14 protein-coding genes are annotated in these 14,971 nt (G+C 38.5%); 11 read left to right on the top strand and 3 right to left on the bottom strand.

Annotated elements, in window-relative coordinates; all coding sequences use genetic code 11:
* The first annotated feature begins 3 nt into the window (after window positions 1-3).
* The 7 genes from dnaG (at window position 4) to BN1082_RS27760 (ending at window position 8,104) form a co-directional block, all read left to right on the top strand.
* Window positions 4-1,809, top strand: a complete 1,806-nt coding sequence (gene dnaG, locus BN1082_RS20395; RefSeq protein ID WP_090637573.1) for a DNA primase — start codon at window positions 4-6, stop codon at window positions 1,807-1,809.
* Between the two features lie 43 nt (window positions 1,810-1,852).
* Window positions 1,853-2,986 (top strand): RNA polymerase sigma factor RpoD, encoded by a 1,134-nt coding sequence (rpoD, locus tag BN1082_RS20390; protein ID WP_090637571.1) that lies wholly within the window; start codon window positions 1,853-1,855, stop codon window positions 2,984-2,986.
* 288 nt (window positions 2,987-3,274) lie between these two features.
* Window positions 3,275-4,414, top strand: a complete 1,140-nt coding sequence (locus tag BN1082_RS20385; protein WP_090637569.1) for an acyl-CoA dehydrogenase family protein — start codon at window positions 3,275-3,277, stop codon at window positions 4,412-4,414.
* A gap of 253 nt (window positions 4,415-4,667) precedes the next feature.
* Complete coding sequence (gene cccA / locus BN1082_RS20380; protein WP_090637567.1) at window positions 4,668-5,039, top strand: cytochrome c550; 372 nt, start codon at window positions 4,668-4,670, stop codon at window positions 5,037-5,039.
* Between the two features lie 149 nt (window positions 5,040-5,188).
* On the top strand, window positions 5,189-5,917 hold the full coding sequence (locus BN1082_RS20375) for a tRNA (adenine(22)-N(1))-methyltransferase (protein WP_090637565.1): 729 nt from the start codon (window positions 5,189-5,191) through the stop codon (window positions 5,915-5,917).
* The gene (locus BN1082_RS20370; RefSeq protein ID WP_090637563.1) at window positions 5,895-7,010 is read left to right on the top strand and encodes a Nif3-like dinuclear metal center hexameric protein; all 1,116 of its coding nucleotides are present in this window, start codon (window positions 5,895-5,897) and stop codon (window positions 7,008-7,010) included. Before BN1082_RS20375 ends, BN1082_RS20370 begins: the two co-directional genes overlap by 23 nt.
* Window positions 7,011-7,699: 689 nt before the next feature.
* Window positions 7,700-8,104 (top strand): hypothetical protein, encoded by a 405-nt coding sequence (locus BN1082_RS27760; RefSeq protein ID WP_090637560.1) that lies wholly within the window; start codon window positions 7,700-7,702, stop codon window positions 8,102-8,104.
* A 299-nt stretch (window positions 8,105-8,403) separates the two neighbouring features.
* Here BN1082_RS27760 and BN1082_RS20360 read toward each other — a convergent pair whose 3' ends face one another.
* The gene (locus tag BN1082_RS20360; RefSeq protein WP_090637558.1) at window positions 8,404-9,342 is read right to left on the bottom strand and encodes a 4-hydroxy-3-methylbut-2-enyl diphosphate reductase; all 939 of its coding nucleotides are present in this window, start codon (window positions 9,340-9,342) and stop codon (window positions 8,404-8,406) included.
* Window positions 9,343-9,557: 215 nt separating this feature from the next.
* Window positions 9,558-10,271 carry a VrrA/YqfQ family protein gene (gene vrrA / locus BN1082_RS20355; protein WP_090637556.1) on the bottom strand — a complete coding sequence of 238 codons (714 nt, stop codon included), beginning with the start codon at window positions 10,269-10,271 and terminating at the stop codon, window positions 9,558-9,560.
* Between the two features lie 370 nt (window positions 10,272-10,641).
* On the opposite strand from vrrA, the gene BN1082_RS20350 reads away from it, so the two are divergent.
* Complete coding sequence (locus BN1082_RS20350; protein WP_090637554.1) at window positions 10,642-11,961, top strand: DEAD/DEAH box helicase; 1,320 nt, start codon at window positions 10,642-10,644, stop codon at window positions 11,959-11,961.
* Between the two features lie 22 nt (window positions 11,962-11,983).
* Window positions 11,984-12,877 (top strand): deoxyribonuclease IV, encoded by an 894-nt coding sequence (locus tag BN1082_RS20345; protein WP_090637552.1) that lies wholly within the window; start codon window positions 11,984-11,986, stop codon window positions 12,875-12,877.
* 36 nt (window positions 12,878-12,913) lie between these two features.
* On the opposite strand, the gene BN1082_RS20340 is transcribed toward BN1082_RS20345, so the two are convergent.
* A complete protein-coding gene (locus BN1082_RS20340) occupies window positions 12,914-13,168 on the bottom strand; it encodes a DUF2624 domain-containing protein (protein WP_090637550.1) in 255 nt (84 codons plus the stop codon).
* 173 nt (window positions 13,169-13,341) lie between these two features.
* Here BN1082_RS20340 and BN1082_RS20335 point away from each other — a divergent pair, with 173 nt between their 5' ends.
* Window positions 13,342-14,103, top strand: a complete 762-nt coding sequence (locus tag BN1082_RS20335; protein WP_090637548.1) for a metal ABC transporter ATP-binding protein — start codon at window positions 13,342-13,344, stop codon at window positions 14,101-14,103.
* A 17-nt stretch (window positions 14,104-14,120) separates the two neighbouring features.
* Complete coding sequence (locus BN1082_RS20330; protein WP_090637546.1) at window positions 14,121-14,963, top strand: metal ABC transporter permease; 843 nt, start codon at window positions 14,121-14,123, stop codon at window positions 14,961-14,963.
* Window positions 14,964-14,971: the final 8 nt, after the last annotated feature.

Here is a 14,971-nt window from a genome sequence, read left to right as displayed (position 1 = left end):
TTCATGGCAGACCGTATTCCCGAAGAAAAAATTGATCAAATTCGTCAGAATGTTGATATCGTAGAGGTTATCAGTGATTATGTTCCATTGAAAAAGCAGGGGCGAAATTATTTCGGATTATGTCCCTTTCATGGAGAAAATACCCCATCATTTTCAGTTTCAGCCGATAAGCAAATTTATCATTGCTTTGGCTGTAGCGCTGGTGGTAATGTTTTTTCTTTTTTAATGGACCTTGAAGGAATCTCCTTTCAGGAGGCTGCTGTTAGGCTTGCTGAGAAGGCAAATATTGATCTTCAAGTAAATTTCACAGCCCTTGGCAAGGAGAAAAAAGTTTCAAAAGAGCTTCAGCCACTATTCGATGCTCATGAACTTCTATGTAAATTTTACCACCATTTGCTGGTAAATACAAAAGAGGGACAACATGCATTAGAGTATCTTTTGGAAAGGGGTTTTACCCGAGAGTCTATTGATAAATTTCAAATTGGCTATTCCTTAAATTCATGGGATTTTGTCTATAAATTTCTTTTAAAAAGAAATTTTTCACCAGAATCAATGGAAAAAGCGGGGTTGCTGATTCGAAGAGAGAGGGATGGAACCTATTTCGACCGCTTTAGAGATCGAATTATGTTTCCCATTTTTGATCGAAATGGAAGTACGATTGCTTTTTCAGGAAGATCACTTGGGGCAGATCAGCCCAAATATTTAAATAGCCCTGAAACGGCAATCTTTAATAAAAGCAAAATCTTATATAATTATCATTTGGCTAAACCTGCTATTAGAAAAATGCAGCATGCTGTTTTATTTGAGGGATTTGCTGATGTCATTTCCGCCGATCGGTCCGGAGTAGAGAATGGTATTGCTACAATGGGAACCGCTCTAACAGATGAGCACATCGCCATACTACGGCAAAATGTTCATTCTATCACGATATGTTATGATTCTGATAATGCCGGAATCGAAGCTGCCTATCGTGCCGGAAATTTATTATCGGATGCAAGCTTTCAAATTAAGGTAGCAATGATGCCCGATGGACTTGACCCTGACGAGTATATTAAACAGTTTGGTTATGAAAAGTTTCAAAATGAGGTTATTGGCGGAAGCTTAACATGGATGGCCTTTAAATTTCTTTATTTTCGCAGAGAGAAAAATTTGCAAAATGAAGGAGATAGACTAGCCTATATCGAAGAAATAATCACAGAAATAAGCAAACTGGACAAAGCTGTTGAAAGGGATCATTACTTAAGGCAGCTAGCTACTGAGTTTTCCCTTTCTTTGGATGCATTGAAGCTGCAACAAAAACAGATTTTCTTTGCTAAAAAGGGAACATCCAATCGAACAAAACCTATTCAAACACCTTTAGTTATAGCCAAACCCATAAATGAATTGAAGCCAGCACATTATACGGCCGAAAGACGTCTAATCGCACACATGCTTCAAAATAGGGATGTTGCTTATAAAGTACAGGAGCTATTGCAAGGAAATTCGTTTCATATTGATGAACATCAGGCAATCATAACCTATTTATTTGGATTTTATGAAGAGCATTTGGCTCCTGATACAAGCGCATTTTTAACCTATATTCAAGATGATCATCTTAGACGAGTAGTTGCCAACATCGAAATGATGTCGATAAATGATGATTTAAGTGATAAAGAATTGTCTGATTATATCAAACAGGTGTTGAATTATCAAAAAATGTTAAAGATAAAAGAAAAAGAAGTGGAAGAAAAGGAAGCAGAGCGGCAAAAGGATTACTTGAAAGCCGCGACAATTGCAATGGAAATCATTCAATTGAGAAAATCGTTATAATTCCCATGAAAAGTGTTTTTGATTTTTGGAAGGAGGGGGACCTATGGCTGCTGAAAAATCAGCACGTTCAAAAGAGGTTGAAAATGAATTAACTTTTGAACAAGTGAAAGACCAGTTAACGGAACTGGGGAAAAAAACCGGCGTCCTTGCCTACGATGATATAGCTGAAAAAATGGCTAATTTTGATTTAGAATCTGACCAAATGGACGAATTCTATGAATTCCTTAGTGAGCAAGGCATTGAATTGGTCGGTGAAAGTGACGACGAAGAAGATGCTCCAAATAGTAAACAATTAGCTAAAGATGATGAGGAGTTTGATTTAAACGATTTAAGTGTTCCTCCAGGTGTTAAGATTAATGACCCGGTTCGTATGTATCTAAAAGAAATCGGTCGGGTTGATCTTCTCTCTGCAGAGGAAGAAATTGCACTTGCAAATCGGATTGAGGCCGGCGACGAAGAAGCAAAAAGACGCCTCGCTGAAGCCAATCTTCGTCTCGTTGTCAGCATTGCTAAACGATATGTAGGGCGCGGTATGTTATTTCTTGATCTCATTCAAGAAGGAAATATGGGCCTAATTAAAGCTGTAGAAAAATTCGATTATCGGAAAGGTTTTAAGTTCAGTACGTATGCCACTTGGTGGATTCGTCAAGCTATTACCCGCGCCATCGCGGACCAAGCAAGAACCATTCGTATTCCAGTTCATATGGTTGAAACCATTAATAAATTAATTAGAGTGCAGCGTCAATTATTACAAGATTTAGGCCGCGAACCATCACCGGAGGAAATTGCTGAAGATATGGACTTAACACCGGATAAGGTTCGAGAAATTTTAAAAATTGCCCAAGAGCCCGTTTCATTGGAAACTCCAATAGGAGAAGAGGATGATTCTCATCTTGGAGATTTTATTGAAGATCAGGATGCAACATCACCTTCTGAACATGCTGCTTATGAATTATTAAAAGAGCAGCTTGAGGACGTTCTTGATACACTTACAGATCGCGAAGAAAATGTTCTTCGATTGCGCTTTGGTTTGGATGATGGACGTACTCGAACGCTAGAAGAGGTTGGAAAGGTTTTTGGTGTAACGCGTGAACGTATTCGCCAAATAGAAGCAAAAGCGTTGAGAAAATTGCGCCATCCTAGCCGAAGCAAGCGCCTTAAAGACTTTTTAGAGTAGAAATACCTTTAAAATAGTTTACTTCTTAATTGGAGTAAACTATTTTTTTGTTTTGCTATTCAACTACTCCTCTGACTTCTTCCTAACGGACTCGCCAATCGACGGGTTTTCATTTATTCTACTGAAATCCCTTTCATTTTGCAAATAGTCATGAAGAAATTTTTATTTCATTTTTGTTAAATTTTTATAATAAACTATATTTTAAAGTTTTAAAATGTTGAGAAAATTACCATTATCCTCTTATAATAATAATGAAAACGTATACAGTTAAAGAATAGGGGGATGGAAATGAACTTTGATTTAACTTCAGAACAGGTCATGATTAAAAAAACGATTCGCCAGTTTGCAGAAGAAGAGGTTGCTCCAAGCGCAATCGAAAGGGATCGGAATAAGCAATTTCCATTAGATATTTTTAAAAAGCTTGCGGAAATGGGGATGATGGGACTACCCTTTCCTGAAAAATATGGCGGCGGTGGAGCAGATACAATTAGTTTTGCCATCGTCACTGAAGAATTAAGCAAGGCTTGTGGTTCAACAGGAATTACTTATTCGGCACATATTTCCTTAGGTGGGGCACCGCTTAATTTGTTCGGGACAGAAGAGCAAAAGCAAAACTATTTAACACCGATTTGTACTGGAGAATCTTTTGGAGCATTTGGATTAACTGAACCTAATGCCGGTTCTGATGCGGGCGGTACTCGTACTACTGCGAAAGAGGAGAACGGTGAGTTTGTCATTAATGGAAATAAATGTTTTATCACTAATGTAAGCTACGCACAGCATTTAGCTTTAACAGCGATAACAAGTGAAAAAGACGGTAAAAAGGAAATTAGCGCGATCATCGTTCCGACCAATGCAGATGGTTTTACTGTGATTGATAACTACGAAAAAATGGGGCTGAATTCCTCCAATACGACAGAGCTTGTGCTAGAGGATGTAAGAGTGCCGGTTGAGAATCTGTTAGGGAAGCGTGGAGAGGGCTTTAAACAGTTTTTAATAACACTTGATGGTGGACGTATCGGGATTGGGGCAATGGCCGTAGGAATTGCCCAAGGGGCTTTTGAAAAGGCGCTTAACTATGCTAAAGAAAGAAAACAATTTGGCAAATCAATCTCTTCTTTTCAAGTAACCCAATTCAAGCTTGCTGATATGGCAATGAAAATTGAACTGGCCCGCAATATGGTCTATAAAGCAGCCTGGTTAAAGGATCAAGGACGCCCTTTCTCAAAAGAAGCTGCCATGTGCAAGCTTTATGCCTCGGAAATATGTTCAGAAGTAACGAGTCAAGCAGTTCAAATCCATGGTGGATATGGCTATATGAAGGACTATCATGTAGAACGGATGATGCGGGATGCGAAGCTTCTTGAAATTGGCGAAGGTACTTCAGAAGTTCAGAGGATGGTTATTTCAAGATTAATTGGTTGCTAAAAGAAAAGCGGAAGCGACACTTTTATGGAGCTAGGCAGTTATCCAGGTTCAAAGTTAGTAAAAATTATATTAAAGAAAATTGGGTAAAGTAATAAGTGGTTACACTAATGTTTTATCATAATTTAGCCTCTTTTCTCTTTTTTCAAAAGATTGCAGTGATAAAGTAAGTTTAGGTCTTTTCCTTCTGTTCGTTTTCAAGTAAAATAGTAATTGTTTGTAGACAAGGAATGTTTTTACATAGGGAGGTAATGGTATGAAACGAAATCCAGTTATTCCTTTTGTCCTCATCATGGTTTTGGGAATTGTACTTGTGTTCTTTCTGTCTTTCAAAGGCCTTGGGGATAGTAAACAGCTTGCAAAGGGTAATGAAAAGGGGACAAGCGGTAGTGATCAGGCACAAACAGTTTCGCAAAAACCAGAAGATATTTATAAGTCTACCTGTATTGGCTGCCACGGCGATCAATATCAAGGCGGTATGGGTCCTTCATTAAAGGGTGTTGGGAAAAAGGTTTCAAAGGATCAAATTAAGCAATATATTACCCAAGGAAAGGGTAATATGCCTGCAGGTCTTGTAAAACCTGATCAAGCGGAAGCGATGGCTGAGTGGGTATCTAAAATTCAGTAATATGACAAAAAGTCCTTTCCTTTTGTGGAGGACTTTTTTTAAAAGATACGATATAATTTTGTCTTCGAGAATTGTCCAACTCCTTGTGCATTGGGCTTTTCTTATAATGATCATATTTTCACAAGTTAATGAAAAGAGTGGTGTGTTTTTTGAATACAGAAAAATTATCGGACCGTTTGGCAACGGTAGCTAAATATGTTCCACAAGGAGCGAAATTAGCGGATATTGGTTCGGATCATGCTTATTTACCTTGTCATCTTGCAAAAAATAAAGTGATTCGATTTGCCATTGCTGGTGAGGTAGCTGTTGGGCCCTACCAGTCTGCACAAAACAATGTTCAATCGGAAGGATTAACCGATATTATATCCGTTCGTTTAGGAGATGGTCTAGCCGTTGTGGAGCCAGACGAGGCTGAGTGTATTACAATTGCAGGAATGGGCGGATCTCTCATTACTACAATTTTGGAAGCCGGAAAAGAAAAGCTCGGATCCGTAAGCCGCCTCATCCTGCAGCCAAATATCAGTGCGATTTCGATTCGTAAGTGGTTTTTAGAAAATAACTGGGAACTTATTACGGAGGAAATTATCGAGGAAGATGAAAAAATATACGAAGTTTTAGTAGGAGAAAAAGGTGATCCGAAGAAACCTTATAGCACCAATTTGGAAATGGGACTGTTATTTGGACCATTCCTACATCAAAGGAAAGAAGAAGCCTTTATAAAAAAATGGAGCAGGGAAATGCGTAATTGGCAGCGGATTTACGAACAATTGGAAGGTGCCCCTCCCTCACAGGAAACCATCGATAAAAGGCAGGAACTAAAAGAAAAGATCAAAATGGTAGAGGAGGTATTAAGAAATGAAGACTCCGAACGGTCATGAAATCATTCAGCTTTTTGAACAGTTTTCTCCTAAGAGATTGGCGATGGAAGGCGATAAAATCGGCTTACAAATTGGACGTTTAAACAAGAAGATCAAGCGAATCATGATTGCCCTAGATGTTTTAGAAAATGTTATTGATGAAGCAATTGAGAAAAATGTTGAGCTGATTATTGCCCACCATCCCCCCATCTTTCGTCCTCTAAAATCGATCAATATGGATACCGTCCAAGGGCGAGTGATTGAGAAATTAATCAAGCATGACATTACCGTTTATGCTGCCCATACAAATCTTGATGTCACCAAAGGCGGGGTAAATGATCTACTTGCGGCAGTACTAGGTATTGAAAATGCAGAGGTATTGGTACCTACCTTTAATGAAAAGCTAGTGAAGCTAGTTGTTTTCGTCCCTGCAAGTCATGCAGAGGATATTCGTGAAGTGCTTGGAAGCACCGGGGCAGGATTTATTGGTAACTATAGTGATTGCTCTTTTTCTACAACAGGGACAGGGAGATTTTTGCCTAGGGAACATACTAATCCATATATAGGCAAAACAGGACAGCTGGAGGAGGTCGATGAGGTTCGAATTGAAACCATTGTTCCCGAAACCAGCCTCAATAAAGTTGTCAGTGCCATGCTGAAGGTGCATCCTTATGAGGAAGCAGCCTATGATGTGTATTCATTGGAGAACAAGGGTGAAGTCCTTGGACTTGGTAGAATAGGCACTATTAAAGAAATGACTTTACTTGAATTTGCGGAAGTGGTTAAAACTGCTCTTGAGGTCGAAAGTGTTCGAGTTGTTGGAGATTTACAATCAAAAGTCAAAAAAGTTGCTGTTTTAGGTGGAGACGGAAATAAGTATTTCACTCATGCCAAATATAAGGGCGCAGATGTTTACGTAACGGGTGATATTTATTACCATACTGCGCATGATGCAATGATGGAAGGATTAAACATGATCGACCCTGGTCATAATGTGGAAAAAATCATGAAAAAAGGACTGGCACAGGTTCTGCAGAAAATGTGTCAGGAAGCCAAATACGAAGTTGAGATTTTCCCGTCCGAAATGAATACAAATCCTTTTAAAACGATTTAAAAAATGTGTAATGATGTAAGACAATTATTCAATTTTACTGAGTAGAATGTAAAAAATGTCAGATGCTTCATGGAAATATTCAATCAAATGTTAAGACCGAGATTATAATATTTGTAATTGTGAAAAATACCCTAGCCATCGGGTATTTTTTCAATTACTCGTTAAATATAGGACTTGAAAATGAGGCAATAAAGTCACGAAAAAAGATTTACGTGACCTGAATCCTGCTTTTTTCTTTTTCGGGCATGTGGAAGGCCTTTAGTTTCCTGAAAAAATGAATTTTTCCTGATTTGAGGAATGTAGAGAGCTTCTAGTTTCCCGAAAAAATGAATTTTGCCTGATTTGAGGAATGTAGAGAGTTTCTAGTTTCCCGAAAAAATGAATTTTGCCTGATTTGAGGAATGTAGAGAGCTTCTAGTTTCCCGAAAAAATGAATTTTTCCTGATTTGAGGAATGTAGAGAGCTTCTAGTTTCCCGAAAAAATGAATTTTGCCTGATTTGAGGAATGTAGAGAGTTTCTAGTTTCCCGAAAAAATGAACTTTGCCTATTTCGGGAAAGTAGAGAGCCTCTAGATTCCTAAAAAAATGAATTTTGTCTGATTTCGGGAAAGTAGAAGGCCTCTAGTTTCCCAAAAAAATGAATTTGGCTTGATTTCGGGAAAGTAAAAAGATATACCTACCCTAAACCGATGAAAAAGAGGGGACAGGGTCACGTAAAAAGATATACGTGCCCTAAACCGATGAAAAAGAGGGAACGAGGTCACGTAAAAAGATATACGTACCCTAAACCGATGAAAAAGAGGGGACAGGGTCACGTAAAAAGATATACGTACCCTAAACCTATGAAAAAGAGGAGACAGGGTCACGTAAAAAGATATACGTGCCCTAAACCAATGAATAAGGGGAGACTGGGTCACGTAAAAAGATATACGTGCCCTAAACCGATGAAAAAGAGGGGACAGGGTCACGTAAAAAGATATACGTGCCCTAAACCGATGAAAAAGAGGGAACTAGGTCACGTAAAAAGATATACGTACCCTAAACCTATGAAAAAGAGGAGACAGGGTCACGTAAAAAGATATACGTGCCCTTAACCGATGAATAAGAGGGGACTGGGTAACGTAAGAAGATATACGTGCCCCAAGCCCATTAAAAAGAGGTAACCCTGTCACGTAAAGAAGTCTATATGTTACGAGTCTTTCATTTTCCTTAATTTTAGTCACAGGAAGCCATTCACCCAGACTGTTATTATAATTTTTAATATAAAGTCACGATTCCTTAAGACTTTGATTCAACAATGTTACCAAATAGAAAAAACCGTACAAAAAGCGCACGGTCTGAATTATCTCTAGTATTTTTCTTTACCAACAGGGCTAACCTTTGAGATTTCCTGTTAGCTTTTTACCCTAGGCAATATCTTGTTTAAAGGAACATTTCTTCTTCGCTCCCATGTTGAGGGGTTATTTGGATCAAATTGCTCAAGGAAGGTGATGACTTCTTTTGTTATTGGCGTTGGTGTCGAAGCCCCAGCCGTAACAGCAACCATTTTAGCATCTTTAATCCAATCAATCTCTAGTTCAGTAATATCTGCGATCCGATAGGCCTTTGTTCCGGCAATTTCTTCTGATACTTGTGCTAGTCGATTAGAGTTATTACTTTTTGGATCGCCGACGACAATGGTAACATCTGCATCGGTGGCTTGGCTAGCAACTGCCTCTTGACGAATTTGAGTCGCATGACAAATTTCATTATAAACTTCCACATGAGGGTATTTCTCGCGAACCTTTTTCATTGTATCCGCCACATCCCATTGACTCATCGTCGTTTGGTTCGTCACTATCAATTTTTCACCATCCAGCACTAAAGCCTCTACATCTGCTGGTGTTTCAACAAGATGGACCATCCCTGGTGCAACACCGAGTGCTCCTTCCGGCTCGGGATGGCCTTTTTTACCGATATAAATAGTGTGATATCCCTCTTTTGACTTTTCAAAAATTAAATCATGGGTCCGTGTTACATCCGGACATGTAGCGTCAAGGGTAACGAGTCCTTTCTTTTTAGCAAGCTCTCGTACTTCCGGGGAAATACCATGTGCGGTAAATATAACTGTACCTTTTTCAACTTTTTCAAGAATATCTTTCCGGTTTTTTCCGTCAAGGGTTATGATTCCTTCCTCGGCGAATGCATCCGTAACATGCTTATTATGAACAATCATCCCCAAGATGTAGATGGGACGAGGTAAGGTTTTATCTAATGCCGCATTTCTGGCAATGACCATTGCGTCGACCACGCCATAGCAATACCCTCGAGGGGAAATTTTAATAAGTTGCATATAGTAAGTCCTCCTAAAAAGAACACGATATTGAAAATCTATGTTCTTATTATATAAGACTAAAAGGTAGATTACAAAGGATTCATGATTCCTACCCCTGCTAAAAAAATGAAAAAGGGTGTCCCAAAATGATCAGACCTCTCGCTTAATCATCAATATATACAACTATATATTGTAGGTTAAGGGGGTGACACTAAGTTTTGGGACATCCTTTTTTAAATGTATAATTTTGGAACGGAAGAACCTCTCTTTTTTTGATTCTGAGTTCTTGGAATGGACTTTTTATTGCTTATTTTCCTAGTTGTTTTTCTTTTAGTATTTGTTCTGCTATCGTTCAATTCGATACTGGATGATGATTCCTCTTTAATTTCTTCCTTTTTTTCGTCCTTTCCATCTGTTTTCTCTTCCGAACTATCCGGTGCATTTTTTAAACCACGATATAATTTCCACATGGCAGGGAGATTTTTTACCAGTGGACCATATTGTTGGATTATGGGTCCAAAGGATTGTGCTGTTTTTAAAACCTGTTGGGTGTTATTAAGAAAGCCCATAATTCCACTTGGGTTACTCATAGACTGAAGAATTCCGCCCCCGCCGCCGGTTGCCGCACGACCTGCTCCTAGTCCCTGCATACCCTGCATACCCTGCATCCCTCTAAGTCCGCCTGCTGCACCTCCTGCGGGATTTCCCCTTCCTCCTAAAAGTCTAGAAAGTAATCCACCGCCACCTCTACCCATTTGCTGGCCACCCATCATCGGACTTCTACCACCAAAAGGGCCGGATGACCCTCCCATCATCGGACTCCTACCACCAAAAGGACCGGATGACCCTCCCATCATTTGATTTCCTCCACCGAATAGCCCCTGCCCAGGACCCATCATTCCCTGCCCCATTCCCCCCTGCATGGGGAATCTTGGTCTTGGTTGCATGCTCCTAGCCTCCTTTCTATTTTCCTTTATGATTTAAAGTATGCATCTATCCCGTTTTGGTTTAGGTCTAATGCACAGGACAAAGTTTTAATTTGAAAGGAACCAATCAAGTTATACTTCTTGAACGGTACTATCTGACTTACCAATTTGACATGGAGGTAAAAAGATATCTTCAATCCGGCATGTCTAGACTCGCGGGCCTGACCAAGAAGATTGTCTTTTTTTCTTATGTTAAGAGTAGTTTTACGTAAATGATGATAATATATGGATAAATGCTAGAGATTTAGGTGAATCTTTACTATAATTACATGATGGGGAAATTTAAAGACATTTAAACTAATACCAGATTATGAATACAAGGAGTTTATATATGAAAGAAAATCGCTTTAACCGCTTTAATTTTCAGCCTTTTATAATAGAAGCTATTGAAGGATTCGGATTTACTGAACCGACAGAAATTCAAGAACGAATGATTCCATTAGTACTAAGAGGAGAAAGTGCGATTGGTCAGTCCCAGACGGGATCGGGAAAAACGCTTGCCTTTGTTTTGCCAATCCTGGAAAGGATCGACCCGAATCTAAAACAAGTACAGGCAGTTATCACCGCACCAACACGTGAGCTTGCTTCTCAAATTTACCATCAAATTTTAAAGGTAATTGAACATTCCGATGTAGAGAAATCTATTCTAGCCAAGTGCTATATTGGTGGAACGGACAAGCAGCGCACGATCGAAAAATTAAAGGTACAGCCGCAAATTGTTGTCGGTACTCCTGGCAGAATCAAGGATCTTGTGAATGAACAGGCATTATTTGTTCATACAGCCCAAATTCTTGTCGTCGATGAGGCCGATATGATGCTCGATATGGGTTTTATTGAGGATGTCGATAAAGTGGCAGGGAAAATGCCTGAAAACCTAAAAATATTCGTTTTTTCCGCAACTATCCCTGAAAAATTAAAACCTTTCCTAAAAAAATATATGGAAAACCCTAAAGTTGTGCAGATTGAATCTAAACGTGTTGCTCCGGAAAACTTGCAGCATTATCTCTTACCATCGAGACATCGCAATAAAAAGGAACTTGTTTACGATGCCCTGCTAACCTACAATCCCTATTTAGCTATTGTGTTTACAAATACAAAAAAAATGGCGGAAGACCTTGCATATTATTTAACCGAAAAGGGCTTAAAAGTAGGAAGAGTTCATGGTGATCTAAACCCACGTGAACGAAAAAAAATGATGAAGCAAATTCAAGACTTGGATTATCAATACATTGTTGCAACAGACCTTGCTTCAAGAGGAATTGATATCGAAGGGGTAAGCCATGTCATTAATTATGAGCTTCCCACTGATTTAGACTTCTATATTCATCGTGTTGGCAGAACGGCTAGAGCAGGAAATTTTGGAATCGCACTTACCATTTATGACATTTCGGATGAAGATGCATTAAATCGTATTGAAAAAATGGGTATACAATTTAAAAATGTCGATATAAAAAATGGTGAATTTATTGTAATTGATGAACGAAATCGTAGAAAGACTCGGGTTAAACCTGAAGACGAAGTTTCAGTAAAAAAAGCGAAATCAATGGTAAAAAGGCCAACGAAGGTAAAACCGGGCTATAAAAAGAAAATGCAGTGGGAAATGGACAAAATAAAAAAACGAGAAAGAAGATTAAATAACAAAAAGAAATAATAGGAAAAAGGGGAGAGAAGGTATGTTAAAAATTGGCTCACACGTTTCGATGAGCGGGAAGAATATGTTGCTTGCTGCGAGCGAAGAAGCTGTTTCCTACGGTGCCAATACCTTTATGATTTATACTGGGGCACCGCAAAACACAAGAAGGAAAAAAATAGAAGAGTTAAATATTGAAGCGGGAAGAAGGCATATGGAGGAGAATGGTATTACTGAAATTGTCGTTCATGCCCCGTATATTATTAATATTGGAAATACAATTAATCCCGATACGTTTGATTTAGGTGTAAGATTCCTGCGCTCTGAGATTGAACGGACAGAAGCAATCGGGGCAAGACAAATTGTTCTTCATCCAGGTGCACATGTGAATGCTGGTACAGAAGCAGGGATCAAGAAAATTGTCGAAGGCTTAAATGAAGTTTTAACAGGAAAAGAGAAAGTGCAAATCGCTTTGGAAACGATGGCGGGCAAGGGCTCGGAGTGTGGCAAATCATTTGAAGAGCTTGCGATGATTATAGATGGGGTAAATTATAATGATAAATTGTCTGTTTGTTTTGATACCTGTCATACTCACGATGCCGGATATAATATAATTGACGATTTCGATGTCGTTTTAAATGATTTTGATAAGATCATTGGCTTAGACCGTCTTAAAGTCCTACACATTAATGACAGTAAAAATGCTGTGGGAATGAGAAAAGACCGCCATGAAAATATTGGATTTGGTCATATTGGCTTTAAAGCACTAAATTATATTGTCCATCATCCACAGCTGACAGATGTACCGAAAATATTAGAAACTCCATTTGTTGGTGAAGACAAGAACAATAAAAAGCCCCCATATAAGCATGAGATTGAAATGCTGCGCAATCAAATATTTGATGCAGATCTCTTAGATAAAATCATGCAATCATAACAACAAAAAGCTATGCACTCGCATAGCTTTTTGTTGTTATGTTGTTAGTTCCTTGAATAGTTTATTCACTTCACGTGCCGTTTCCGGGCCTGCTGCTTTGGCGATTTCTTTAATTAAGGAAGCCCTCTGGGCATCGTCAAAAATATTAATATTTTTACCTCTTAAGTATTCGGCAATTTTCCGAGCCTGCGAACGATTTATCACGATATTAAATTGGTCTGCATACTTTAACAATTCTTCTGCTGTAATGGTGTTCATCTTATGATTAATGATGCTTTCAAAAATCTTCACCCTCATCACTCCTCCATGATAAGGTATGAAAAAAAATAAGGATTGTGACTCATTGATTCTGTTCAAAGAAATATTTGACAGCGCTCGTAAGTGAAACTTTACAATCATACTGTCCTATTGTATACTACTTGAAGTTAAATCGTAATGATTCTTAAAATTAAAGGTGAAATAAAATGACAGCAAAATCGATTATTGATATAAATCAGCTTTCCTATCGTTATGAAAAGGATACAGTTCTTGAACAAATCAACCTTGCGATCCCCGAAGGTTCTTTTTTAGCCATTGTCGGTCCAAACGGTTCAGGTAAGTCAACACTTTTAAAGCTTATTTTGGGACTATTAAAGATTCAAAAAGGGGAAATTTATTTATTTGGCGAGGAATTAAGCAAATTTAAGGATTGGCAAAAAATCGGCTACGTTTCCCAGAAAGCCAATTCCTTTAACACAGGCTTTCCAGCTTCTGTATTTGAAGTAGTTTTAAGTGGTTTAACAAAAAAAGTGGGGATGTTTAAATTCTTTAAAAAAGAACATTCACAAAAAGTGATGGATGCTCTTACCGCTGTAGGAATGGAGAAATTCAGCAACCGAAATATTGGTGAACTTTCAGGAGGACAGCAGCAAAGAGTCTTTATTGCCCGAGCCCTTGTCAGCGACTCAAAGCTGCTAATCCTCGATGAACCTACGGTCGGGGTGGATGCTGAGAATGTCGGTACCTTCTATCAAATGCTTGAGGATTTAAATAAAAAACGTGGGATTACTCTACTTTTGGTCACACATGATATCGGCACGGTTTCTGATAAGGTGACTCATGTAGCATGTTTAAATAAACATTTGTTTTTTCATGGTGAAGCACAAGAATTTGAAAAGCTTACATCCGAAGGTATACAAGATTTTTATGGACATGGGATTCACTTACTTTCCCATCACCACCATTAACAGGGAGACACGATAAAATGATTCACGGTTTATTTCATTATGAATTTTTGCAAAATGCCTTCTTAACAGGAATTTTGATTGGAATTCTTGCACCATTATTAGGAGTTTTTATTGTTGTAAGAAGATTGTCATTAATCGCTGATGCGTTAAGTCATGTTACGCTCGCTGGTATTGCAGCAAGTCTGCTTTTAGAAAAATCCTTTCCCATATTAAGCGGGTTAAATCCTCTCTATTTAGGGATGGTATTCTCCGTAGGGGGCTCATTATTTATTGAAAAGCTAAGAGGGGTATACAAACATTATCAAGAATTAGCTATTCCGATTATTATGTCGAGTGGAATCGGCCTTGGGGTTATTTTTATTTCCCTTGCTAATGGTTTCAATACCGATTTATTCAGCTACTTATTTGGAAGTGTTTCAGCTGTTAGCCGCACTGATTTATTGGTCATTTTTATTATTAGTATTGTGGTTATTTTTGCTATTATTATGTTATATAAAGAATTATTTTTACTGTCGTTTGACGAAGAGCACGCAAAAGCATCCGGAATCCCAGCTAAAACTATCCATTTTATTTTTATTATCATGGTGGCTCTTGTCATTGCTGCGTCGATGAGAATCGTGGGAATTCTTTTAGTGTCGTCATTAATGACACTTCCTGTCGCTGCTAGCATTCGGATTGCAAAAGGCTTTAAGCAGACAATCTTTTTGTCGATATTATTTGGCGAGATATCCGTTTTAGGTGGACTTATCGCCGCTTATTATTTGAACCTGGCTCCGGGTGGAACGATTGTAATGATCGCAGTTGTAATCTTAGGGCTTGTTATTTTTTGTAAAAAAATAATGGTCAGTGATCGGAACTAGGAGGGGGG

It is taken from the genome of Neobacillus massiliamazoniensis (genome assembly GCF_001048695.1).
GTDB lineage: Bacteria > Bacillota > Bacilli > Bacillales > Cytobacillaceae > Neobacillus > Neobacillus massiliamazoniensis.
This window is presented reverse-complemented; position numbering and strand designations above follow the sequence as displayed.

What these genes read in the sequence shown, in the direction of transcription:
- dnaG (WP_090637573.1), top strand. Translation starts at nt 4, where the DNA reads ATGGCAGACCGTATTCCCGAAGAAAAAATTGATCAAATTCGTCAGAAT.
- rpoD (WP_090637571.1), top strand. Translation starts at nt 1,853, where the DNA reads ATGGCTGCTGAAAAATCAGCACGTTCAAAAGAGGTTGAAAATGAATTA.
- BN1082_RS20385 (WP_090637569.1), top strand. Translation starts at nt 3,275, where the DNA reads ATGAACTTTGATTTAACTTCAGAACAGGTCATGATTAAAAAAACGATT.
- cccA (WP_090637567.1), top strand. Translation starts at nt 4,668, where the DNA reads ATGAAACGAAATCCAGTTATTCCTTTTGTCCTCATCATGGTTTTGGGA.
- BN1082_RS20370 (WP_090637563.1), top strand. Translation starts at nt 5,895, where the DNA reads ATGAAGACTCCGAACGGTCATGAAATCATTCAGCTTTTTGAACAGTTT.
- BN1082_RS27760 (WP_090637560.1), top strand. Translation starts at nt 7,700, where the DNA reads ATGAAAAAGAGGGGACAGGGTCACGTAAAAAGATATACGTGCCCTAAA.
- BN1082_RS20360 (WP_090637558.1), bottom strand. Translation starts at nt 9,342, where the DNA reads ATGCAACTTATTAAAATTTCCCCTCGAGGGTATTGCTATGGCGTGGTC.
- vrrA (WP_090637556.1), bottom strand. Translation starts at nt 10,271, where the DNA reads ATGCAACCAAGACCAAGATTCCCCATGCAGGGGGGAATGGGGCAGGGA.
- BN1082_RS20350 (WP_090637554.1), top strand. Translation starts at nt 10,642, where the DNA reads ATGAAAGAAAATCGCTTTAACCGCTTTAATTTTCAGCCTTTTATAATA.
- BN1082_RS20345 (WP_090637552.1), top strand. Translation starts at nt 11,984, where the DNA reads ATGTTAAAAATTGGCTCACACGTTTCGATGAGCGGGAAGAATATGTTG.
- BN1082_RS20335 (WP_090637548.1), top strand. Translation starts at nt 13,342, where the DNA reads ATGACAGCAAAATCGATTATTGATATAAATCAGCTTTCCTATCGTTAT.
- BN1082_RS20330 (WP_090637546.1), top strand. Translation starts at nt 14,121, where the DNA reads ATGATTCACGGTTTATTTCATTATGAATTTTTGCAAAATGCCTTCTTA.